General features: G+C 72.1%; 19 protein-coding genes. 6 read left to right on the top strand and 13 right to left on the bottom strand.

Annotated elements, in window-relative coordinates:
* From ACFPZ3_RS53495 to ACFPZ3_RS53470, 6 genes are all read right to left on the bottom strand, one after another.
* On the bottom strand, positions 1-996 hold the full coding sequence (locus ACFPZ3_RS53495; RefSeq protein ID WP_379522161.1) for a hypothetical protein: 996 nt from the start codon (positions 994-996) through the stop codon (positions 1-3).
* Positions 997-1050: 54 nt separating this feature from the next.
* A complete protein-coding gene (locus tag ACFPZ3_RS53490) occupies positions 1051-1521 on the bottom strand; it encodes an SRPBCC domain-containing protein (protein WP_379522160.1) in 471 nt (156 codons plus the stop codon).
* Entirely contained in the window at positions 1514-1861 is a 348-nt protein-coding gene (locus ACFPZ3_RS53485) for an ArsR/SmtB family transcription factor (RefSeq protein WP_379522159.1), read from the bottom strand. The genes ACFPZ3_RS53490 and ACFPZ3_RS53485 overlap by 8 nt, the downstream gene beginning before the upstream one ends.
* 33 nt (positions 1862-1894) lie before the next feature.
* Positions 1895-2647 (bottom strand): SDR family NAD(P)-dependent oxidoreductase, encoded by a 753-nt coding sequence (locus tag ACFPZ3_RS53480; RefSeq protein WP_379522158.1) that lies wholly within the window; start codon positions 2645-2647, stop codon positions 1895-1897.
* A gap of 78 nt (positions 2648-2725) precedes the next feature.
* On the bottom strand, positions 2726-3085 hold the full coding sequence (locus ACFPZ3_RS53475) for a DUF2203 domain-containing protein (RefSeq protein WP_379522157.1): 360 nt from the start codon (positions 3083-3085) through the stop codon (positions 2726-2728).
* Between the two features lie 11 nt (positions 3086-3096).
* The gene (locus ACFPZ3_RS53470) at positions 3097-3768 is read right to left on the bottom strand and encodes a GntR family transcriptional regulator (protein WP_379522156.1); all 672 of its coding nucleotides are present in this window, start codon (positions 3766-3768) and stop codon (positions 3097-3099) included.
* A gap of 103 nt (positions 3769-3871) precedes the next feature.
* On the opposite strand from ACFPZ3_RS53470, the gene ACFPZ3_RS53465 reads away from it, so the two are divergent.
* Both ACFPZ3_RS53465 and ACFPZ3_RS53460 read left to right on the top strand, forming a co-directional pair.
* Positions 3872-5197, top strand: a complete 1326-nt coding sequence (locus ACFPZ3_RS53465) for an MFS transporter (RefSeq protein WP_379522155.1) — start codon at positions 3872-3874, stop codon at positions 5195-5197.
* A 67-nt stretch (positions 5198-5264) separates the two neighbouring features.
* A complete protein-coding gene (locus tag ACFPZ3_RS53460; RefSeq protein ID WP_379522154.1) occupies positions 5265-6197 on the top strand; it encodes an SPFH domain-containing protein in 933 nt (310 codons plus the stop codon).
* Here the strand turns inward: ACFPZ3_RS53460 and ACFPZ3_RS53455 are convergent.
* Positions 6194-7498, bottom strand: coding sequence for an MFS transporter (locus ACFPZ3_RS53455; protein ID WP_379522153.1), 1305 nt, complete (start codon positions 7496-7498; stop codon positions 6194-6196). The genes ACFPZ3_RS53460 and ACFPZ3_RS53455 overlap by 4 nt on opposite strands.
* A gap of 230 nt (positions 7499-7728) precedes the next feature.
* On the opposite strand from ACFPZ3_RS53455, the gene ACFPZ3_RS53450 reads away from it, so the two are divergent.
* Both ACFPZ3_RS53450 and ACFPZ3_RS53445 read left to right on the top strand, forming a co-directional pair.
* A complete protein-coding gene (locus ACFPZ3_RS53450; RefSeq protein ID WP_379522152.1) occupies positions 7729-8436 on the top strand; it encodes a sirohydrochlorin chelatase in 708 nt (235 codons plus the stop codon).
* A gap of 42 nt (positions 8437-8478) precedes the next feature.
* Complete coding sequence (locus tag ACFPZ3_RS53445; protein WP_379522151.1) at positions 8479-9027, top strand: GNAT family N-acetyltransferase; 549 nt, start codon at positions 8479-8481, stop codon at positions 9025-9027.
* Here the strand turns inward: ACFPZ3_RS53445 and ACFPZ3_RS53440 are convergent.
* Positions 9024-9536, bottom strand: a complete 513-nt coding sequence (locus ACFPZ3_RS53440; protein ID WP_379522150.1) for an AAA family ATPase — start codon at positions 9534-9536, stop codon at positions 9024-9026. The two genes, ACFPZ3_RS53445 and ACFPZ3_RS53440, sit on opposite strands and share 4 nt — an antisense overlap.
* An 85-nt stretch (positions 9537-9621) precedes the next feature.
* Here ACFPZ3_RS53440 and ACFPZ3_RS53435 point away from each other — a divergent pair, with 85 nt between their 5' ends.
* Both ACFPZ3_RS53435 and ACFPZ3_RS53430 read left to right on the top strand, forming a co-directional pair.
* Entirely contained in the window at positions 9622-10062 is a 441-nt protein-coding gene (locus ACFPZ3_RS53435) for a hypothetical protein (RefSeq protein WP_379522149.1), read from the top strand.
* 71 nt (positions 10063-10133) lie between these two features.
* Positions 10134-10448: a hypothetical protein gene (locus tag ACFPZ3_RS53430; protein WP_379522148.1), complete on the top strand. Its 315-nt coding sequence runs from the start codon at positions 10134-10136 to the stop codon at positions 10446-10448.
* Here ACFPZ3_RS53430 and ACFPZ3_RS53425 read toward each other — a convergent pair.
* The 5 genes from ACFPZ3_RS53425 to ACFPZ3_RS53405 are packed head-to-tail and all read right to left on the bottom strand — an operon-like array spanning position 10337 to position 21664.
* Entirely contained in the window at positions 10337-16696 is a 6360-nt protein-coding gene (locus ACFPZ3_RS53425; RefSeq protein WP_379522147.1) for a CHAT domain-containing tetratricopeptide repeat protein, read from the bottom strand. The genes ACFPZ3_RS53430 and ACFPZ3_RS53425 overlap by 112 nt on opposite strands.
* A 44-nt stretch (positions 16697-16740) precedes the next feature.
* The gene (locus tag ACFPZ3_RS53420; RefSeq protein ID WP_379522146.1) at positions 16741-18426 is read right to left on the bottom strand and encodes a GH39 family glycosyl hydrolase; all 1686 of its coding nucleotides are present in this window, start codon (positions 18424-18426) and stop codon (positions 16741-16743) included.
* Complete coding sequence (locus tag ACFPZ3_RS53415) at positions 18423-19904, bottom strand: glucoamylase family protein (RefSeq protein WP_379522145.1); 1482 nt, start codon at positions 19902-19904, stop codon at positions 18423-18425. Before ACFPZ3_RS53415 ends, ACFPZ3_RS53420 begins: the two co-directional genes overlap by 4 nt.
* A gap of 12 nt (positions 19905-19916) precedes the next feature.
* Positions 19917-20738: a carbohydrate ABC transporter permease gene (locus ACFPZ3_RS53410; RefSeq protein ID WP_379522144.1), complete on the bottom strand. Its 822-nt coding sequence runs from the start codon at positions 20736-20738 to the stop codon at positions 19917-19919.
* Entirely contained in the window at positions 20735-21664 is a 930-nt protein-coding gene (locus ACFPZ3_RS53405; RefSeq protein ID WP_379522143.1) for a carbohydrate ABC transporter permease, read from the bottom strand. The genes ACFPZ3_RS53410 and ACFPZ3_RS53405 overlap by 4 nt, the downstream gene beginning before the upstream one ends.
* Positions 21665-21668: the final 4 nt, after the last annotated feature.

The following is a 21668-nucleotide window of genomic DNA, read 5'->3' as shown; positions in this document are numbered from 1 at the left end:
TCACTCCCCCGCCAGGTTGAAGGTGTGGTTCTTGGAGCTGATCGAGTAGGTGTCCGCCTTCGTGACCTGCCCGGCGGTGAAGTCGACGGTGAGCACCCGTACCACCGCCGCCTCGCCTCCCTGGCCGGTCCTGGCCACGGCCGTGAGCCGGCCCTCGCCGGACCACCACGCCAGCTCCGGCGGCAGGTCGGGCTTGAGCGGCAGGTCCACGCTCGCGGAGACCTCGCCGGTCGTCAGGTCGTAGGTGCGCGCCCTGGGCTTGTTCGTGCCGCCGGTGACGAACGCCACGGTGGTGCCGTCGGCGGCCAGGGCGTAGGTGAGGGCGTTCGCGACGATCGCGGGCGGCGTGCGGTGGATCGAGCCGCCGCCGACGCGCAGCACGTAGAGGGCGGTGGTGTTGTCGCTCTTCCCCCGCGTGGCCAGCACCTCGTCGCCGTCGGCGCTGAAGCCGCGCACGTCGTAGGCGGCCGGCAACGTCATCGTCTTACCGGTGGCGACGGTGATGACCTTGGTGGGCAGCTCTCCGGGGTCGTTGAGGTAGTCGATCAGCACACGGTCGCCCGAGGGGGACAGCCGCAGGTTCATCTCCTCGCTCCCGATGCCTTTGGGCATCGCCGACCTGGGCAGCTCGGTGACCGGGCCGCCGGTGACCCGCCGGACCACCAGGCGGTGGTCCCCGGCGCGTTCGTAGGCCAGCACGCGGCCGTCGGCGCTGACGGCGAACGTGCCGTCCTCGCCGTGGCGCTCGCGGCCCCTGCCGTCCACCCCGCGCGTGGCGGCGCCGCGGACGGTGACCTCGCGGCCGTCGCGCATGCGCAACCGCCAGTGGCCGCAGGGGTCGTACTCCTGGTGCTTCTTGTCGTAGCAGCTCTTGATCCAGGCGGCGCGGGCCGTGGGTGACGCGGGTGACGCGGCCGACGCAGGTGCGGGAGTGAGCCCCAGCGCGCCGATGACCGCGGGCGCGAGGAGCGCGGCGGTCGCCGAGGTGTGCCTCATGGCTGTGGTCCTTTCGCTCACCTCGTTAGAGCCGCACCGGACGTATCCGGTTGATCACAGATCGGCCACGAGCGCGGCGAGCCGGTCCATGGACTCCCTGCCGCCCCTCGGCCCGTCGGCGCGCACGATGGCGTCGCGGGACTCCACCGACGGGTGCACGGACTGGGCGACATATCTGGTCCCGCCGCCGTCCGCCGTCAGCGTGACCGTCTCCAGCGCCACCTCCTCGGGCGCGCCCTCGAACTCCCACGTCCGTACGTAACGGGACGGCGGGACGACGGCGTGGTAGACGCCGCTGAAGAAGTACTCCCTGCCCTGCGCGTCCACGTTGACCAGGCGCCACCGGCCTCCTGGGGTGACCTCCATCCGATCGACCCTGGTGGACAGGAAGCTCGGCCCCCACCACCGCGGGATCAGCTCCGGGTCGGTGATCACCCGGAACACCACGTCCGGCGGCGCGTCGAAGGCCCGGATCATGATGAGGTCCTGCCGTCCCGGCTCGATGACGAACTCGGTGTCAGCCATGCTCGTGTCCTTCCTGCCCGCGCCGGATCCGCCCGATCTCCCGCTCCAGGCGGTCGAAGCGGTCGGTCCAGCGCGCGCGGTAGCGGTCGATCCACTCCGAGGCGCCCTCCAGCGGTGCCGTCTCCAGCCGGCAGGGCCGCCACTGCGCGTCGCGGCCCCTGCTGATCAGCCCCGCCCGCTCCAGCACCTTGAGGTGTTTGGAGACCGCCTGGAGGCTCATCTCGAACGGCTCGGCCAGGTCGTTGACCGTCGCCTCCCCCTCGGCCAGCCGGGCGAGGATGGCCCGCCTGGTGGGGTCGGCCAGAGCGGCGAAGGTGAGGCTGAGCTGGTCGTCGGCCATCCGGTCTTCCTGTCGGGTACGCGCTCGAACACCCTAGTGGTCCACGATCGCGCCACAGGAGAGGTTCACGGTCGCCGAGGTCAGGGTCCTGGCCAGGTCGGAGGCGGCGAACACGGCCACGTCGCCCACGTCCGACAGGGTCGCGGCGCGTTTGAGCAGGGTCGCCCCGGCGAGCTCCTCGGTGAGCTCGGACTTGATCGGCATGCTGTCGGGTATGGTCTCGGGGATCCCACCGGTCACCAGCGTGACGACTCTGATCCCGTACGCGCCCGCCTCGGCCGCCCACTGCCGCCGCATGCTCTCCATGGCGTCCAGCGCCACCTTGAACCCGCCGATCCCGGGCACCGTCTGGGGCCCGCCGCCGCCGAACATCAGGATGACGCCCGTGCGGCGCGGGGTCATGTGCCTCACGGCGGCCCTGGTGGTGAGGAACTGCGTGCGCGTGGCAACCTCGATGGGCTGCAGGAACTCCGCGACGGAGAGCTCGGTGAGCGGCTTCTGCACGTCCTGGACCCCGATGACGTTGAAGGACACGTCGATCCCGCCGGACCGCCGGGCGACCGAGTCGGTGAACGCCTCCACCTCGGCCTCGTCGAGCGCGTCCACCGCGGCGGTCTCGGCCGTGCCGCCGTCGGCGCGGATGCCGGCGGCGACCTCGTCGAGCGTGGCGAGGGTGCGGCCGGCCAGGTGGACGCGGGCGCCCTCGCGGGCGAAGGCCCTGGCCACCGCGCCGCCGATCGAACCGCCCGCGCCGTAGACGACGGCGACCTTGTCTGTGAGGAGCATTGTATTCAACCCTTCGGTTTATCAACCTATAAGTTGAATACACTCCATGACGAGGCCGCGTCAAGGTGTGCCGATGAACTACAGGGGCCGCCGTCCGGCGAAGCCCAGCTCCGTACGGTGATACCAGGCGAGCTCCCGCTCCCCCTCGATCCAGCACAACCGCACCGACTCGCCGTCGAGCACCGAGGGGAAGTCCACGAGCACCGGCGCGATGCCCTTGACCTCGATGCCCAGCTCACTCCACCCGCTCAGGATCTCCTCGATGCGCGCCTGCAGCCCTTTGAGCTCGGGCAGCCCGCCCAGCTCCGACCGGCCGCCGGAGCGCCGCTGGAAGTCGATCTCGGCCAGGTCGGCACGGGCGGCGACCACCGCGGCGGCTTCCTCGATGACGGCGGGGAGCAGCGCGCGGGCCTCGTCCACGGTGAAGGTCCGGTCCATAGGCGCAAACGTTAGCGGTTCGGCTCGTGGGCCTCGATCAGCAGCCGCTCGGCGTGGTCGAGATAGTCGTCGAGATAGGCGGCGGCCTTCTCGGGCTGCCTCGACTCGATGAGCCCGAGCAGCGTGCGGTTGCGGTCGACGAACGGCTCGTGGAAGGCCCGCGGGTTCTCCATGACGTGGAAGACGAGCCGCAGCTCGGCCAGGAGCTGGCGCATGGTCTCGTCGATCCTGGGGCTCTCGTTGAGTGAGACGAGGGCCTGGTGGAAGCGGATGTTGGCGGTGCCGACGCCCTGCCAGTCGTCCTCGGCGGCGGCCTGCTCGGCGTCGCGCAGCGCCTCCTTGATCCCGGTCAGCGCCTGCTCGGTGGGGGCCCGCCGGACGGCCGCCCCTTCGAGCACGCGGCGCACCCGGTAGAGGTCGGCCACGTCCTCGCCGGACGGGAGGCGGACGAACACGCCCTTGTTGAGCCGGTGGTCGAGCAGCCCCTCGTGGCCGAGCAGCCGGAACGCCTCGCGCAGCGTGTTGCGCGAGACCTCCAGGGCCTCGGAGATGCTCTCCTCCGACAGGCGCTGGCCGGGCCGGAAGGAGCCCTTGCTGATGTGGTCGCGCAGGATGTCGGCCACACGCTCCGCCGTGCTGCTGCGTCCCAGTCGGGGCCGGTCTTGGGAGAGATCAGCAAGCACGTTATCCATAATTAACAGGAAATCATGGAGCAAAACTCTTGTCGAGTTGTTCAACGATCCTTACGTTGATAAGTGTTACCCCCCGACAACAAGGAGCAATCGGATGTCAGGCTCCACGCAACAAACCCGGCGGGTGATCCTCGCCAGCCTGATCGGCACGTCGCTGGAGTGGTACGACTTCTTCCTGTACACCACCGCGGCGACCCTGGTCTTCCCCTCGCTCTTCTTCCCGTCCCTCGACCCCTTCAACGCGACCCTGGCGTCGCTGACCACCAATGCCGTGGCGTTCGTGGCCAGGCCGCTCGGCGGCATCGTCTTCGGCCACTTCGGCGACCGGGCAGGCCGCAAGACCGTGCTGGTGGTGACGCTGCTGGTGATGGGCGTCTCGACGTTCCTCATCGGCGTGCTGCCCGGCTACGCCAGCGTCGGCGTACTGGCCCCCGTGCTGCTGGCGCTGCTGCGCTTCGTGCAGGGCCTGGGACTCGGCGGCGAGTGGGGCGGCGCGGTGATCATGTCGCTGGAGCACGGCGACGGCCGCCGGCGCGGCTTCAACGCGAGCTGGCCGCAGGTCGGCGTGCCCGCGGGCTACGTGCTGGCCACCGGCCTGCTCACCATCCTGTCCTTCACGATGTCCGACGCCGCGTTCCTGTCATGGGGCTGGCGGGTGCCGTTCCTGCTGTCGGGTGTCCTGGTGTTCGTGGGCCTGTGGGTCCGCCTGAGGATCACCGAGTCGCCGCTGTTCGCCGAGGTCGAGGAGCTGGGCGTCAAGGCGAAGATGCCGCTGGTCGAGGTGCTGCGCACGCACCCGCGCGCCCTGCTGTCCGCCTTCACCGCGCGGATCGGGGTGGACGTGGCGTTCTACACCTTCACCGCCTACATCATCGTCTACATCACCGGCGTGCTGGAGCTGCCACGCTCGTACGCGCTGAACGCCGTGCTCATCGGCTCGGCGCTGCAACTCGTGCTGATCCCGCTGGCCGGGGCGGCCTCCGACAAGTACGGGCGGCGCCCGGTCTACCTCGTGGGCGTGGTCGGCGCGGCGGTCTGGGTGTTCGCGTTCTTCCCGCTGCTCGACACCAAGTCCTTCCCGCTGATCGCGCTGGCGGCCATCGTGGCGCTGGTCACGCACGCCGCGATGTACGGCCCGCAGGCCGCCTTCATCGCCGAGTTGTTCAGCACGCGCCTGCGCTACAGCGGCGCGTCCATGGGCTACCAGGTCGCCGGCATCGTCGGCGGCGCCGTGGCCCCGATCATCGCGCTGCAGCTCTTCGAGGCCTACCAGTCCACGATCGCGGTCTCGATCTACGTGGTCATCGCCCTGGCCGTGACGGCCGTGGGCCTGGCCATCGCCCCGGAAACCCGCGACGTCGACCTGGGCGAGCCGCCCGAGGCCGTACGCAGGAGCCCCCAGGTGGGGCCGTTCGCCTGATCGTCACAGGATGCCGCGAAAGCCGCGGGCGGCGGCTGCCAACGCCGCCCGCGCGGAAAGGGACTCCATGAGACTCGTCTTAGGCGTGATCGCCACGATCATCCTCATCCCCCTGCTCGTCGGCGCCATGGGGGGCATGCGGAGCACCGGGGGCGGCGAGGTGGCGGTCATCCGCGACGGCGGGCCGCTCGACGACAACAAGGTACGCCAGGTGATCGACCCCGGCTCGGGGGTCACCTGGACCGGCCTGTGGTCCTCCAGCCACCCCTATCCGGCGCAGCAGCGCTTCTACACGATCACCGCCGACGCCAAACGGGCCACCACGCTCGGGGTGGACGTGGTGACGGTGCCGAGCAGCGACGGCGTGAGCCTCGGCATCGAGGGCACCCTCTACTTCACGCTCAACCTGGACCACGAGGCGCTGAAGAAGTTCGACGACAAGTACGGCACCCGTACCTTCCGCGCCCAGGACGACCGCTCGCTCTACCCCTGGGACGGCGACGACGGCTGGAGCGCCTTCTTCGGCCAGGCCGTCCGCCCTGTGATCGACAACGCGCTGCGCGGCCAGATCGGCGCCATGCGCTGCGCCGAACTGGTGCCCTCCTGCTCGCTGCTGGAGAGCTCCACGCTCAGGCCGCGGGACGGCAACGCCGGCATCGCCAGGGTGCAGAACGCGGTCAACGGCTCACTCGCCCGCGACCTGCCCGCCACGCTGGGCGGGGACTTCCTGACCGGGCTGCGGTTCACGCTGGTGAAGGTGACGCTGCCCGGCGAGGTGCAGCAGGCCGTGGACCGGTCGCTGTCCGCCTCGGCGGCCGTCTCCGAGGCCCAGGCGAAGGTGGCCCAGGCCAGGGCGGAGTCGGAGGCGAACGAGGCCAGGCAGGACGGCTACGACAAGTGCCCGTCCTGCGCGGAGATCGAGAAGCTGAAGTCACTGCCGCAGGGCATCACGGTGTACGCGCCGGGCAACCCGCAGTCGGTGGTCGTGCCCTCCCGTTAGGCCGGGATCCTCGGCGACAGCGGCCTGGCCGTCCACCACCGCCCCCTGAACGCCACCATGGACACCAGGAACACGATCTGGCCGGCGAGCGCCACGCTCAGCCAGAGCTCCCAGCCGCCGGCCTCCACCACCCTCGGGGACACCACCAGCATGACCACGATCATGACCCGGACGACCATGCCCCAGATGCCGAGCGCCGAGCCCTGCAGCCGGGCCTCGACGTCCTCGGCGTTCTCGGAGAAGTTGGCCATCCACGGCACGTAGGCGACGCCCATGAACAGGAAGAGCAGGGCGTACACGAAGGTGACGTGCGCGATGGGGACGCCGGGCCCGATCAGGGCGATGAAGTACGCCAGCGCGCCCACGGTGAGCACGGTCCCCGCGGCCGTGAACGGCTTGCGCAGCCGCAACCGGTCCGACAGGCGGCCGACGACGACCACGGCCAGGGCGTTGAGCACGATGCCCAGGGCGACGACCCGGTTGGCGGCGGCCGCGTCCAGGCCGAAGGCGGTCGACAGGACGGTCTGGCCGAAGATGGCGAACGTCCAGTAGAGCACCTGCCAGCCGGTGTTGCCCAGGACGTGCGCCCACAGGTGCGGATGGCGGAACAACTCGCGCACCCGGCCGTGGGCGGGCTGGGCGCTCTCCCCCTCCACGGTCAGGGCATACTCGTCCTCCATCACCTGCGCCCGCAGCGCCGCCGACGGCTCGGCGATCTTCCAGATGACGACCGCGCACATCGCCAGCGACACGAAGCCCATGATGATCGCCTGTGACTGCCACGCGTTGCTGAACAGCGGCAGCGTGAACCCCGCGACGAACGAGGCCAGGAACGACGCCCCGACCGGCCCCCACGTCCAGAACGCGAACGCCTGCGCCCGTCCCAGCCGGGGCGAGAAATCGCGTACCAGGGAGGCGGTGATCGTGATGCCCGCGCCCTCGATGAACAACATCAGGCACCGCACCCAGAACAACCCCGTCACGCTGTCCACGGTGGCCAGCAGGAAGTTGCAGGCGGCGGTGACCGTCAGCGTCGGCACCAGGATCGTGACCCGTCCCCAGCGGTCGGACAGGATGCCGCCGAACCCCGCCGAGAGCCCGCCCACCAGCACCGACAGCGCCGCGAGTTGCCCGTAGACGGTCAGCGACATGCCCAGGTCCGTCATGAGCAGGGGCAGGATGGTGGCGATCGTGGTCTCGAAGTTGGCGACCAGGCTGGCGAGCACGGCCACGGCCAGCAGGAAGATCCGGCGACGGCCGACGGGGTAGACGCTCAGTTCACGGACGTAGAACGGCTTCATTCGAGTCCTGGTTCAGTCGCTCTGGTGGCGCTAAGGGTTTCCCGTTTTGTACCGATAAGTCAACGTTTCGTAGCATCACGATGTCATCTCGGTCACACGACCGGCGTTGTGACGCAATCGCCATCGATTCCTAGAACAACCAACTCCGATTAGGCATAAACTGCGCGCCTGTGAGCCTGCCTGTACGAGAACGTTCCCCCCGGCCGGGCGGCGGCCGACACCGCCGTCCCGTGCCCACATCCTTGCCCTCCGACGCTCCGGTGCTGGTGCTCGCCACGCCTGGCGCCACCGCCGGCGTGGCCGAGGAGATCGCGGCCGTGGTACGCGTCGACAACCCGCAGATCGAGGTGCGCCTGACGAGCGTGGCCGACCTGGCAGACTCGCTGCCCGCCGGCCGCGAGGCCATCGTGGTCCCCCTGCTCACCTGGGATGATCCCGCCGTTCTCGCCGAGATCGGCAAGGCCGTCGCCGTCGGCGGCACGGGCGCCGTCGTGACCGAGGCGCTCGGGCCGCACCCGCTGCTGGCCGAGGCCCTGCACATCCGGCTGGCCGAGCGCGGCCTGGCCAGGGCCGACCGCGTCCGCGTGCTGGCCGTCTCCAGCCCCGTTGACGCCGTCATCCTCGGTACCGTGGGCGGGAGCCAGGCGGTGCACTCCGTACAGGCCACAGCGGTGCTCCTGGCCTCCAGGCTCACGCTGCCGGTCGTGGCCGCCTCGCTGGACAGCGAGCCCGGCGTCGCGGTCGCGGCCCAGCGGCTGCGCGCCGCGGGCGCCGAACGGCTGGCCGTCGCGCCCTGCATGATCGGCCACGAGGCCCCGCGGGACATCGTCGAGCGGGCCGCGTCCTCGATCGACGCCGGCCACGCCGAACCTCTCGGCGCGCACAGTGCCGTCGCCGAACTTGTCGCGCGAGCTTACGGGAGTCAACTCGCGACTTGACAAGGGCTTGTAAAGATCACGGGACTCGCGTACCTTCTGCGCATGCGCCGCGTGGTCTGCAATGGCGAGCGACTCGTCGTCCGCGAGGTCACGGAGGACGACGTGACCGCCCTGCACGCCATCTACGGCGACCCCGCCGCCACCCAGCACGTGCCGTTCGCGCCGCGCAGCCTGCCGGAGGTCGCCGGGCTCGTCGATGACGCCATGGAGGCCGCCGCCGCCGAGCCGCGCCGGCTCTACGTGCTGGCCGTGATCGACGCGGGGCGCCATAACGTCATCGGGGTGGCCCGCCTGCGGGTCGAGGCCGAGCACCCGCACAGCGCGGAGATCGGCTTCGGGCTCCACCGCGACCAGTGGGGGCGCGGGATCGGGACGGATCTCGTACGGCTGCTGCTGTCCTTCGGGTTCAAGCAGCTCGGGCTGCACCGCATCTGGGGCGCCCGCTCCCCCGCGAACCTGCCCGCCCAGCTCGCCATGCTGACCGCCGGGATGGTCGAGGAGGGCCGCATCCGCCACCACGTGCACACGCCGCACGGCTGGCGCGACTCGATCGCGCACTCGGCCATCGAGGGCGAGTGGACGGAGCGCTAACCTTCCCAGGCTCCCACGACCCGGGCCGCGACCTGCGACGCGGTGCCTTCCGTGCCGTCCACGGCGAAGTCCTCCACCCGCGCCTCGTCCAGGACGGACGCCAATTCCCCCGACCTTCTGAGATGCCAGTCAAGTCCGTCGTCGTGCGTGTGACGGGCCCTGAGCCTCCTGTGCACCTCGGGGAGCGCGACGCGCAGGCGGCACACGGCCAGCGGGACGCCGAGCGCCTCCTCGTGGGCCCGCCGCTCGCCATGGCTCTCGATCACGCCGGCCAGCACCAGCCGCTCGGCGCCCGCCTCCAGGAAGTTCGCGGCCACGGGGCGCAGGTTGCGCATGGTCAGGCCGCCGTTGAAGGGGTCGTGCGGGGGTGCGGGCCAGGCGCGGCGCAACCAGTCGAGGTCGATGACCGCGTTCGGCACGTCCGCCCCGGCCAGCAGGTCGCCCACGGCGTCGGCGACGGTCGTCTTGCCCGCGCCCACGGTGCCGGTGATCAGAAGAGCGCTCGCCATTCCCGTGATCCTAGCCGCGCGTGGCGGGTCCTGAGATTGTCGGTGGCACATCCTACGATGAGGCTCCTCACGGAGGGATAGTCACATGCTCGACTCGCTGATCGTGCCCTTGTTCGTCACCACGGACCTGCCGCCGGAGGCGGAGCTGGCCGAGTTCGGGGAGTTGCTCGCCGAGACCGCGCGTGCGCTCGGCCACGAGGGCGCCGGCTACGAGGCGTTCCTGGCGGGCAAGGTGTTCTGGCTGGACCGGCCGGGCGCGGTGCACGGGGGCGAGCTGCGCTTCGCCGGCATGCTCGGCTACCTCGCCGCCTCCGGCGCCGGGCACACCTCGCGGGAGGTGGTGGGCGACGTGCGCCAGGCCGTCGGCGACGCCCTGGCCGGGCGCTACGGCGACGTCGGAGTGGCTCCGGCCGTCTTCGCCATCCGCGACCAGGACGTGCGGGAGCGCACTCCGGAGTCCGCCCTCTACGTCGAGACGGGTGACGCGGCGGCCGAGCTGGTGAGCGCGACCAAGTCCTACCTCTAGCCCTAGCCAGCCGGGTCCATCACGTGCCATCGTGAACGACGATCTCTCCGGCGGACATTGGAGGTTCTCGCATGGCGGTGATCGGCGCGATCTGCTTCGGGCTGGTGATCGGCTGGATCACGTACGGCACCCTGCGCCGCAGGGGGCCCGGTGCGGGGCTGGCGGATCTGGCGGCCGTGCTGGCCGCCGTGGGCGGCGGTCTGGTGGCGGCGTTGCTGGACCTGCCGGAGGTGTTCGGAGGCTACGCGGTGGGGCTCGCGGTCGGCTTCTTCGGCTATCTGGTGCTGGTCACGCTCATGCCGGGCTCTCCGTGGGCCGGCGAGTCGTCTCCCGGCAAGCCGACGAGCACATATGAGGCCCAGAGCTCCGGCTCGGCCGAGCCGTAGAGCTCGCGCAGGTCCAGCACGGCGGCGCGGAACGCGCTTGCGTGGCCCGCGCCACTGCTCAGCCTGGTGTGGAAGTCGCGCATGAGGGCCCGGGTGATCTCCGGGGAGACGGGCCAGAGCGTGAGGACGGCGGATCTGGCGCCGGCGTGCAGCAGCCCGTGACCCAGCGCCGCCACGTCGCCCGCGGACCGCTCGCAGGCGGTGAGGAGCACGAGTCCGGCGTCCAGGCTCATGCTCATGAGGTCGCGTGCCGTGAGCAGGCCGTCGGCCAGGCCGATCCCCGAGCCGAACGGGTCCGCCTGGTCCAGCACCGCGTGGCAGGCCAGATGGACCACGTCCCAGGAGCCGGGCAGAAGGTCCGAGGTGGCCTGCCTGCCGGTGTGGGGGTGGGTGCCGAGCAGGGCGGCCACGTCCTCCGCCTCGTCGGTCCAGGGGAAGCCGAGCACCAGCGAGCCGCGGCCCTGGGCCGGGGGGCGTCGCGTCAGGCTCTCCAGGATCGTGGCGGAGGGGGCGTAGGTGACGGGGAAACGTTCGAGCAGGGGGCGGCCGGCCGGGGCCAGGGCATGAATCGGGATGCGGTGCAGGTCGGCGTGCGGGAGCAGGGTGAGCTGGGCTATGTCGTCGCCGAGGGCTTCCAGGGCGTCTGAGAGCAGCCCGTCAGCCAGACGGCGCCAGACCGCGGCGCGGCGGCGGCGGGTCTCGATGTCCAGGAGGTCCGGTCTGCGGGCGGTCGTGGTGTCGAGGAAGTCGGCCAGGAGGGTGCGGTCGACCGTGGTGGCGAAGGCTCGTGGTTCGGGCCAGCCGGTGCGGTGAACGAGCACGGTCACGGTGCCCTCGCCCTCGCTCGTGACAGTGCGTCTGCCCGTAACAGCGCCTTCGCCCGTGACGGCGGTCTCGCCCGTGGCAGCGCGCCCGTTTGTGATGCCGCCTCCGCCGATGTGGAAGCCGAGTAGCGCCTTCGCTCCGGCGCTGTGGTCGGGGGTGCTGACTAGGGCGTCGAGTTGGGCTCTGCTGGGCGGGGTGGCCCGGCGCAGGGCGACGTGGTCGGGTGCCAGGGGTTCCATGCGTCGCAACAGGGCGTCCAGGTCGGCCTGGGCGGTGTGGGCGCGGCTGATGAGGAGTGCGGCGTGCTCCGGGTCGCGGGTGTTGCGGGCGGCCGACATGAGGGTCCTGACGGTGTCGAGGGCGTGCCGCTCCGCCTCCAGAAGGTCTTCGGGGACGCCGTGAGGGGCCGGCCGCTGCCGGCGGTCCAGATGAGCGGTCAGCGCGCTGAGCTTGGCGTGCTCGGCGTGCCTCCAGGCGGTCATGCCGCGGTTCAGGCGTACGGCCAGCCGGATCGCGCGGTCCAGAACCTGCTCGCCGCCCAGGACCGCGAGGTCCGGGACCTGGTCGCCCGCGACTGCGCGACCCGGGGTCTGCTCGCCCCCGGCTGCGTGACCCGGGGTCTGCTCGCCCCCGACCGCGCGACCCAGGACCTGGCCGCCCCCGGCTGCGCGGAACGGGGCCTGGTCGCCACGGACTGCGCGGAACGGGATCTGGTCGCCGGACAGGACGTGGGCGCGTTCGGTGTCGGCGAGGGCGGCGGGGAGGTCGCCCAGTTCCTCAGCTGCCCTTGAGCGGTGGTGGCAGGCGGTGGCGAGTTCCAGGTCGTGGCCGAGGTCCGTCAGCAGGTCGATGGCCGTGGACAGCCGGTGGCGGGCCCGGTCGTAGGCGGCGGTGGTGAGGTCGAGGGCGCCGAGGCGGCTCAGCGCCACGGCCTCCCCTGCTCGGAAGCCGATCTCCTGTGCCACCGCCAGCGCCTCTTCCAGGCGCATGGCCGCCCGCACGGGCTCTTCCGTCTCCGTCAGGCGGGAGAGTGCGATCAGAGCCAGTACCCGGCCGCGGCCGGGGGTTCGTTCGAGGTCGAGGGCTCGTTCGACGAGGGGTCTGGCCTGGGTGAACTCGCCGCGTAGTTCGTGGATCAGGCCCAGGTCGGCGTAGGCGGCGGCGAGGCCCCGGTGCCTGCCCAGTTCCTCGCCGATGGAGATGGCCTGGCGGTAGCGGGTGGCGGCCTCGTCCAGCTCTCCCAGCTTGAGGTGGAGGGTGGCGCGACCAGTGAGCAGCGGGGCCCGGAGCGCGCGCCAGATGGGGGCCTCGATCAGGGCGAGCCCCTCCTCGTACGCGCGCGCGGCCTCGGGCCAGCGGGCCAGGTCCGTGAGGGCGGCGGCGAGCAGGCCGAGGGACAGGGCGAGCTGGACGGGGAGCGAGGTGTCGGCGTCGCGGGCCAGCTCGACCGCCTTGGTCAGGTGCCCGGTCGCCTCCTCCGGCCTGCCCAGCGCCGTGGCCGCCGCGCCCAGGTTGCGCAGGTGCTCGATCACCCGGTCGTCGCGCAGCTCGTACCCGCGGGCCGCGTACCCGTAGGCGGCGGGGTAGTCGCCCAGGCTGTGGCAGAAGGACGAGAGCTTGGCCAGGAGGTAGGACCGGTCCGCGGTATTCGTCGCGGGCCTGTGGTGAGCGGTGAGGGCCTGTTCGGCGGGGGTCAGGGCGGTGAGGGCCTGTTCGGCCAGGGTGCGGGCCGTTTCCCAGTCACCGGCCGACTCGGTCTCCTCCAGACGCAGCCAGCTCTCCAGGCGCTGGGCCGTTTCCTTGCGCCGGCCGCCCGCGCGGAGGGCGGCGGCGGCCTGGGCCAGGGTGGCGCGGCCTCGGGTGATGTCGCCGAGCGTGAGCTGGATGGCGGCCAGGCGGGACAGGACCGCCGCGTCCAGATCCCCCGTCATCGCGGCGACGATCTCGAACGGCGCCTCCGCCAGAGAAGAACGCGCCGCCTCCTGACCGGCGCGGCTCCCTCCCTGCCCGGCGTGGCTTCCTTCCTGATCAGGGAAGTCCCGCTTCGGGTCGGGGAGGTCTCGTTCCAGGGCGGTGAGGCCCTCTTCCAGCGCGGCGCGGGCGCGGCGGAACTCGCCGCGGGCCTCCAGGGTGAAGCCGAGTTTGATCGAGGCGAGGGCGGCCAGGCCGTACTGGCCCGCGCGGTGGAAGCCCGCGCGGGAGGCTTCCATGGACTCCGCCTGGGCCGCGAGATCGCCGGTGCGGGCGGCGAGGGCGGCCAGGCGGTCGCGTACGACGGCCTCCTTGAGCGCGTCGCCGCCCGCCAGGCCGAGGGCGGAGTACAGGCGTTCCTCCGCCTCCTGGAGGTTCCCCACTTCCACGTCCACGGCGGCCCGTCCGAGTGTGGCGGTCAGGAGGGCTTCGAGGTCGCCTGCCGCGGCGGCCAGCTCCAGGGCGCGGTCCAGGTCGGCGAGGGCCTCCTCCATGCGGCCCAGGGCGGTGAGGCAGGAGGCGCGCATGGTCAGCGCCGTCGCCTCCTTGGCCGCCGCCCGCAGCCCGGCGAACGTCTCGACCGCAGCCCCGAACGCCTCCAGCGCCCGCTCAGGCTCACCCTCCCCGTACGCCAGCACGCCCAGGTTGTACCGCACGGATCCGGCCCCGTCGTGGTGGCCGATGGACTCGTACTCGCGCTCGGCCAGTTCGAACGCCACCAGGGCCCCGTCCGCGTCCCCTCGGAAGCGACGGCGTTGCGCGATGCGGTACCACTCGTCGGCGGGCTCGCGTCGCCGTCCCCGCCGCCGCACGATCTCCACCAGCCGGGTCTCGCAGGCGGCGGCCCGGCCGCCGTGTCCGCGTTCGGCGAGCAGGGCGGCGTGCGCGTCGAGCGCCCGGCAGGCCTCCTCCCAGGCCCCTGCCGCCTCCAGCTCGATGGCGCAGGCGGCCATGCGGTCCGCGGCCGCGCTGAGGTCGTCCAGGTCCACGGCCGCCCTGGCGGCGGGCACGAGGGCCAGGGCCGCCGGCACAGGCTCGCCGAGCGAGAGGCGCAGGTCGCGGGCCCGGCCCGCGCAGGCGACGGCGGTGGCGGGGTCGCCCGCGGCCAGGTACGCCTCGGCCGCGTGCGCCTGGTGGGCGGCCTCCTCGGCGGCCAGGCCGGCACTCTCGCACAGGGCAATGGCGCGCAGGTGGAGCTCGGCGGCTCTGCCGGGGGCGCCGGTCCGCAGATGGACGAGACCCATGTTGCCGAGTTGCCGCGCTTCCGAGCGGGGATCGTTCAGCTCGTGGTGCAGAGTGGCGGCGCGCGCGTAGACCTCCAGCGCTCGCGAGAGCCGGCCGAGGTCCTCGTGCACCGCCCCCAGCCGGGACAGCGTGTACGCCGCCCGCGCCCCCAGCCCGGCCCCCTCGAACGCCCCCGCCGCCCGCTCCAGCACGGTGACGGCGAGATGCGCACGCCCCGCCTCGGTCAGCCGGAGCGCCACGCCGAGCAGGAACTCGCCCCGCTCGCCCGCCCGCCGCTCGGCCACCCGCAGCAACTTGAGCGCCATCTCCTCGTCCGGCACGCGCAGCGCCAGCTCGGTCGCCGCCAGCGCCAGCTGCTCGTCCACAGCCCCCGAGTCCAGCCCCGAATCCAGCCCTGAGTCCGGCCTCGAGTTCAAACCCGAACCCAGGCCCGAACCCAGTCCGGGATCCAGGCCCGAACTCAGTCCCGAACCCGGTCCCGGATCCAGGCTCGTGTCAGGCTCGGCGCCGAGCATGGCGTCCAGGACGGCGCCGAGCTCCGGGAGCGGGACCGCGTTCCCGGACTCCGGCGAGCCGCCGTTCACGTCGCCGGCCAGGGACAGCGCCTCGGTCAGGTCGCGGATGTCGCCCCGCGCCGAATGGCGGGCCAGCAGCGCCCGGCACAACACCCGCTGGGCCGCCCCCTGGTCGCGCGCGGCCTTCATGGCCAGCTCGATCCCCTGCCGGGCCGCTGCCACGGCCTCGTCCAGATCGTCCCCCCGCCGCTCTCCCCACGCGGCCCGCCGGCGCAGGACGTCGGAGAGCAGCCCGTACGCCTCCGCCTGGAACGCCGGCCGCTCCCCCACCGACAGCGCCTCCCTGAGGGCGGCGACGGCCTCGTCGGCGGCGGGCGGGGTGAGGTCGAGGGTGAGCGCCTGGGCGAGCAGCAGCAGCGTGCCGGGGTCGTGGCCGCCGTGGGCGGTCAGGGCGGCGCGGGCGGTGGCGACGGGTTCCGCGGGAGGTCCGCCGGTCACGACGGCTCGCCGCAGAAGGGCGTTGGCCAGGTGGGCCAGGAGCCTGGCGCGGTCGGGGTGGCCGTCGGGCGCGAGTGCGGTGGCTTCGCGCATGACGTCGACGGCGGCGTCCAGGTCGGTGAGGGAGCCGGTGACACCGTAGCGGCGCCAGCGGCGCTCGCCGAGCAGGCCGAGGCGTACGAGGGGATCGGCGCCCAGGCCGCGCGCCGTCTCGTCGGGCGTCACGTGCAGGGCTTCCAGCATCTCCAGGCCGGCCTCGAGCGAGCTCTCGTTCCCGGTGACGACGTACCACTCGATCAGCCCCGCCGCGTACGGCGCCAGCACCCCGGGATGCGCCCACTCCTCGTGCCAGAAGTCCAGCGCGCACTGCCCGGCCCTGATGAAGGCCAGCAGGTCCTCATCCGCGCACGACGCGGCCGCCCGCGCCTGGGTGCGATCCACGAGCGTCAGCAGCGCCCGCGACCTGTCCTGGCCGCCAGGCGGGGCCTCCGCCGCCGCCAGGTAGGCCCTGACCAGTTCCTCGTCGTCGGGCGCTGCCAGGGCCAGCGCCGCGGCCAGCTCCCCCGCGTGCGGGCCCGGCTCGTACAGCTCCGCGCGCAGCAGCACGTGCACCGCGTCGTCGAGGGCGTCGCGATCGCCGTTCAGCCCGTGCAGGCGCACCAGCCCGGAACCCAGCGACCCGAGCGCGCCGGACGCCCAGGAGGGGTCGGGCGCGCGCATGGACTGCTCCAGCAGGAACTGCCCGAGCCGGTCGGCCACCTCCTGCGTCGGGTGCGCAATCGCGCGGCGGACGAGCGCGTGGATCAGCAGCCCCACATGCGGGTACGCGCCCGGGTCCACGTGCCGCAGGACCTCTTCCAGCAGCCCGGCCCACGTGTCGGCCGACTCGCCCCGTGGCCGTCCTGCGCCGCCGCGCAGCTTCTCGGGCAGCCGTCCGGGGTCCACCACGGCCACGGCGGCGAAGAAGGCGCCGGCCACCGCGGCGTCCTGGGTGGTCTGCTGGTCGAGCCGGTAGCGGGCCAGGTGCAACATCCCGATCAGCCGCCAGGTGCCCGCGTCGGACCGGTCGCCCGCGCATGCCCGCATCGCCTGCTCGGCCTCGGACAGGGCCGCGGGATCCCAGATCAGCTCGGGATCCGCGTCCTGTTCGAAGCGCTCGATGCGGGCGGCCAGCGCCCCCGCCGGATCGGTCATGGGCACACACTCTCATCGGTGTGCTCCGGCGTACAGACCGTCACTCAGGGTGTCAGCTCCAGGAACGAGACACCCGGCATGGGAAGGTCGAACGCCAGCGTGAGGGCGGGGCCCGTGACGGTGGCGGGCGGGACCAGCTCGTCGAGGCCGTCGGCGGCGCGCAACCGCTCCCACTCCTCGCCGGACGGCCAGCCGGCGCCGCCCATGGCCTGCCAGGCCGCCTCGACGTTGGTGTGGTCGCGGTCGATGCGGTGGTGGGTGAGCGTGTACGGGGCCGCGTCCAGGCCGGTGACGGTGAGGGTGATCCGGCGGGTCAGTTCGGGGGCGCCGGTGGACTGGGCGTTGTTCAGGGTGCCGTTCCAGACGAGCACACCGACTCTGCCGTCGTCGTGCCTGGAAGCCCACGCCTCGACGCCGGCCACGTCGCCACCGAGCTCGGCCGCTACCTCCAAGTCGCCCAGCCGGTCGGCCAGGGCGAGGGCGTGGAAGCGGGGTTTGCGCAGGTTGCCGACGGTCAGCAGGCCGAACCCGCCGTGGAACAGCCGGGGCGGCCTGCCCAGCTCCTCGAAGTGGTCGGAGGCCACCCAGTGCGACAGCGCGGCGATCCGCCCGGCGGCCGACTTCATGCCGTGCAGGACGAACGCCGCCCCGAACGGCCCGTCGCCGATGCCCTGGAAGTGGGTCGGCGTGGGCCCCCACTCGGTCCACCAGAGCGGCACGTCGAGCCCGTACGCGGCCAGCGTGGGCCGCCAGTCGAGCGGCGCGTTGCCGTAGGTGTGGGTGGAGACGAAGTCGAGGGCGGCGCCGGACCCGGCGACGTGGGCGAGCAGCTCCTCCACCCAGCCGCCGGCGGCCGAGGCGGGGCCGCCGACGCGCAGGTTCGGGTGCACGTTCTTCACGGCCGCGGCGGTGACGTCGTAGAGCAGGAAATACTCCTCGCGGGTGCCGGACCAGAAGACGTCCAGGTTGGGCTCGTTCCAGACCTCGAAGGCCCAGTGGTCTATCAGCTCGCGCAGGCCGTACCTGCCGACCAGGTGCTCGACCAGGGCCCTCACCAGGTCGGCCCACGCCTCGAAGTCCTTCGGGGGCGAGATGACGGCCTCGTACCGGAAGACGGTCCTGGAGGGGTCGGCGGCCAGGTCGCGGGGCATGTAGCCGAGCTCCACGATCGGCCGCAGGCCGAGCGAGACGACCTTGTCGTAGACCGCGTCCACGCCGGAGAAGTCGTAGGCGCCGTTCCGGTACACGCCGAGGTCGTCGCCGAGGATGGCGTGCGCCCTGACCGTCCTGACGCCCAGCTCGTCGTGCATGATGCGCAGCGCCGCCGCCAGCTCCTCGCCGATGGGGCGGCCGCCGGTCTCGTCGGTGCTGAGCAGATGTGACAGGTGCTCGGAGCCCACCATGTACGCCCACGGGCGCGGCAGTTCGCGTGTCACCCGCCGCGCGTCCACCCGTACCGAGACCTCGGCCTCTTCGTCCGCCGGGAGCGGCGCCGCCTCGACGGGCGGGCAGGCGCGCCCGCCGACGGCGGCCACCGTGTACACCGCCGGGCCGTGGCCGGTGTCCACGAAGCGGCAGGACGGGACGGCGGGCACGTCCACCTCGGACGGCACGGCGGGCGCCCCGTCCCTGAGTACCAGGTAGCCGATGGCGCCAGGGACGGGATCCCAGGTCAGCGTCACGTGCCCGGCGCCCGGCAACGCGCGCAGCCCGGTAGGTGCCAAGTTCATCGTGCGTCCCACTCCTCAAGTGACATCACCGGGCGGAGCCTGGCCTCCACGCCGGAGCCCGCGAAGTAGCGGTGCAGGTCGCCGCCCGTGAGCACGTTGCCCAGCGCGGCCATGGCCATGCCCTGGTCGAGCGCCAGGTACCACTTCGACACGACCCCGGAGCGGACGGCGATCGCGTCGTAGAAGCCGCCGGGGCCGTAGGCGTCGAAGTCCGCGCGCAGCCGGGCCAGGTTGTCCAGGGCGGCGGCCCGCGCGTACGGGAGCGCCAGGAAACTGGCGTGCGGGGTGACCACGCCGTCGCCGTACGACTCCGGCAGCGGCTTGGCGGGGCGGCAGCCCTCGTAGCCGGGGTCGACGCTGGTGCGCTCGCGGTCGGAGGAGTAGCCGGGCTCGTCCATGCCGAGCTGGTCCACGCCATAGACGTTGTAGCCGCCGTGCGGGTCGTTGGACGGGGAGAAGCCCCAGTAGCCGTAGCCGGCCTCGCGCAGGCCGTGCTCGATCTGGGCGCGCACGAACACGGGATGGTTGCGGCCCCAGCTCTTGCGCGCCCACGTGGCCTCGGGCACCACCAGGTCGGGCATGAGCGCCTCGAACATCGAGCCGCCCCAGTTGGGGACGTAACGCATGCCGCGGTACTCGTACGTGCCCTCCCAGACGTTCACCCCCAGATACCGCTTCCAGGACCCGACCGGCTTCTGCTCCTGCCAGCCGTAGTCGCAGGCGTTGTCGGGGAAGGTGCGGTAGGGGCCGAAGTAGCTTTCCGGCGGGAGCTGGCCGAGCGCGATGCCCACGTACTGGCCGATGCGGGTCTCGGCGGGCGCGCCGTAGTGGTGGCAGGTCGAGTAGACGGTCGTGCCGGTGCCGGCGTAGTCGCTCGCGATGTGGCACTCGGGCGGGGGCTCGGGCCAGAAGCCGCCGCGCAGCAGGCCGGTGCCGGCGTCGGGGCGGGCCGCCGGGTCGTAGTAGGCGGTGAAGTCCATCGAGGCCAGCAACCTGTTGGCGGCCTTGGCGTGGGCGGGGATCGCGTTGCGGACCATCATGAGCGCGGTGGCGAGCCAGCCGTTGTCCACGCTGGAGGCGAACAGGCGGATCGGGTCGCCTGAGTCGGGGAAGGCGCGGGCGAGCTGGAGGGTGGCCGGGTCGTACCAGTTGTAGTACTGGCCGGTGGGGGTGTTGCGCTCCATGCGCGCCAGGGCGTCCAGCACCCTGCCGGCCCTGGCGGCGGCGTCATGGGCGCTGATCAGGCGCAGGTCGCGGGCGACGAGCGTGCTCCACAGGTACGTGGCGACGTTGGTGGGCGAGGTGATCTTGGCTCTGGTCTTCAGGTCGCCGGTCACCTTGTCGGCGGGCAGGCCGGTGGCGGGCTCGACCATGGCGGCCATCGACCGCCAGGTGTCCTTGGCGTAGCGGTGAAGGGGGTCGCCGGCGTTCACCGGGACGACGGCTAAGGACAGCACGAGCAGAGCGGAAAGGACCATGGGAGTGCTCCTCTACTTGATGCCGGTGGTGGCGATGCCCTGGATGAAGAAGCGCTGCAGGAAGACGAACAGGAACAGGATCGGCGCGATCACCACGACCGACCCGGCGACCAGCAGGTTGTAGTGGGTGCCTTCGAAGTCGTTGAGGATGTTGAGCGCGACGGGAAGGGTGTACATGTCCTCGCTCTGGGCGACCACGGCCGGCCAGAGGAAGTTGTTCCACGCGCCGAGGAACGTGATCAGCCCCAGCGTGGCCAGCGGCGGCCCGCACAGCGGCAGGATGATCCTGAAGAAGATCCGCAGCTCGCGGGCCCCGTCCACCCGGGCCGCGTCGATCAGCTCGTCGGGCAGGTCGGAGATGAACTGCCGCATCATGAACACGCCCAGCGGCGTCACCACGGTCGGCAGGATGATCCCGACGAACGTGTTGACCAGGCCGAGCCGCGCGATCAGGACGAACTGCGGCACCATGATCACGATCGCCGGGATCGCGAGCTGCACCAGCACCAGGCCGAAGGCGAGGTTCTTGCCGCGGAAGGGGAGCTTGGCGAAGGCGTAGCCGACCATGGAGCAGAACAGCAGGTTCGTGGCGACCAGCACGAGCGCGATGATCACGCTGTTGGCGAACGCGGTGCCCAGGCTCACCCGCTCGAACAGCTCGGCGAAGTTGCCCAGCGTCCACGTCTCCGGCCAGAACGTCGGAGGGTCGCGCCTGATCTCCCGCTCCGGCTTGACCGAGCTGAGCGCCGTCCACAGGAACGGCCCGGCGACCAGCGCCAGGCCCGCGCCGAGCCCGAGGTAGGTCACCGCGCGCTGGCGGCGGGTCCGCTTCACCTGTTCCTCCCCAGCCTGAGTTGCAGGACGGCCAGCGCCACGATCACCGTGAACAGCAGGGTCGAGGCCGCCCCGGCGTAGCCGTAGTTGCCGACCCCGAACTGGCCGAAGATGGCCAGCGAGGCCGACAACGTGGAGTCGAGCGGCCCGCCCTTGGTCATGACCAGCGGCTCCTCCAGGAACTGCATGAAGCCGACCGAGCTGTAGACGGTGCAGAACAGCAGCACGGGGCGGAGCGAGGGCAGGGTGATCGAGTGGAACGCGGCCCAGCGGCCCGCGCCGTCCACCTCCGCGGCCTCGTACAACTGTCTGGGGATGCTCTGCAGCGCGGCCAGCAGCACCACCATGTCGAAGCCGAAGCTGCGCCAGGCCGTCATCACGATGATCGAGGGCAGCGCGGTGGCCTCGCTCTGCAACCAGTTGGGGCCGTCGACGCCGACCAGCTCCAGCAACCGGTTGACCAGGCCGGCCTCGGGTTCCAGCAGGAACTTCCAGGCCACGGCGACGCCGATGATGCTGGTGACGTTGGGCAGGTAGTAGCCGAGCCGGAAGAACGCGGCGGGCAGGCGGGCGATCCCCGAGTTCAGCAGCACGGCGGCGGCCAGCCCGAGACCGATGGTCAGGGGCAGCGCGGTGAGCACGAACACGACAGTGTTGAGCGCCGCCCTGCGCATGGCGCCGTCGTTCATCAGCCGCAGGTAGTTCTCCACCCCGACCACGTTCACGGCGAGCGGGTCGGTCACGTCGGTGCTGCGCATGTCGGTGAAGCTCATCCCGATGCCGACCAGCAGCGGGCCCAGGTAGAACACCGCGAACAACACCACGAACGGCGCGATGAAGAACCAGCCGACACCCGAGCGGCGTAACGCGCCCCTGATCTTCACCGGCGCCGGGGCGGGCGGCGCCTGCCGCGTGAGGACCGCCATGGCG

This window comes from Nonomuraea insulae (assembly GCF_042656245.1).
The sequence above is the reverse complement of the archived record's forward strand: the minus strand, read 5'-3'. Positions and strand labels throughout refer to the sequence as shown.

Bases quoted from the DNA above. Each gene is read 5' to 3' on its own strand.
- ACFPZ3_RS53495 (WP_379522161.1), bottom strand. From the start codon at position 996: ATGAGGCACACCTCGGCGACCGCCGCGCTCCTCGCGCCCGCGGTCATC.
- ACFPZ3_RS53490 (WP_379522160.1), bottom strand. From the start codon at position 1,521: ATGGCTGACACCGAGTTCGTCATCGAGCCGGGACGGCAGGACCTCATC.
- ACFPZ3_RS53485 (WP_379522159.1), bottom strand. From the start codon at position 1,861: ATGGCCGACGACCAGCTCAGCCTCACCTTCGCCGCTCTGGCCGACCCC.
- ACFPZ3_RS53480 (WP_379522158.1), bottom strand. From the start codon at position 2,647: ATGCTCCTCACAGACAAGGTCGCCGTCGTCTACGGCGCGGGCGGTTCG.
- ACFPZ3_RS53475 (WP_379522157.1), bottom strand. From the start codon at position 3,085: ATGGACCGGACCTTCACCGTGGACGAGGCCCGCGCGCTGCTCCCCGCC.
- ACFPZ3_RS53465 (WP_379522155.1), top strand. From the start codon at position 3,872: ATGTCAGGCTCCACGCAACAAACCCGGCGGGTGATCCTCGCCAGCCTG.
- ACFPZ3_RS53460 (WP_379522154.1), top strand. From the start codon at position 5,265: ATGAGACTCGTCTTAGGCGTGATCGCCACGATCATCCTCATCCCCCTG.
- ACFPZ3_RS53455 (WP_379522153.1), bottom strand. From the start codon at position 7,498: ATGAAGCCGTTCTACGTCCGTGAACTGAGCGTCTACCCCGTCGGCCGT.
- ACFPZ3_RS53445 (WP_379522151.1), top strand. From the start codon at position 8,479: ATGCGCCGCGTGGTCTGCAATGGCGAGCGACTCGTCGTCCGCGAGGTC.
- ACFPZ3_RS53440 (WP_379522150.1), bottom strand. From the start codon at position 9,536: ATGGCGAGCGCTCTTCTGATCACCGGCACCGTGGGCGCGGGCAAGACG.
- ACFPZ3_RS53435 (WP_379522149.1), top strand. From the start codon at position 9,622: ATGCTCGACTCGCTGATCGTGCCCTTGTTCGTCACCACGGACCTGCCG.
- ACFPZ3_RS53430 (WP_379522148.1), top strand. From the start codon at position 10,134: ATGGCGGTGATCGGCGCGATCTGCTTCGGGCTGGTGATCGGCTGGATC.
- ACFPZ3_RS53425 (WP_379522147.1), bottom strand. From the start codon at position 16,696: ATGACCGATCCGGCGGGGGCGCTGGCCGCCCGCATCGAGCGCTTCGAA.
- ACFPZ3_RS53420 (WP_379522146.1), bottom strand. From the start codon at position 18,426: ATGAACTTGGCACCTACCGGGCTGCGCGCGTTGCCGGGCGCCGGGCAC.
- ACFPZ3_RS53415 (WP_379522145.1), bottom strand. From the start codon at position 19,904: ATGGTCCTTTCCGCTCTGCTCGTGCTGTCCTTAGCCGTCGTCCCGGTG.
- ACFPZ3_RS53405 (WP_379522143.1), bottom strand. From the start codon at position 21,664: ATGGCGGTCCTCACGCGGCAGGCGCCGCCCGCCCCGGCGCCGGTGAAG.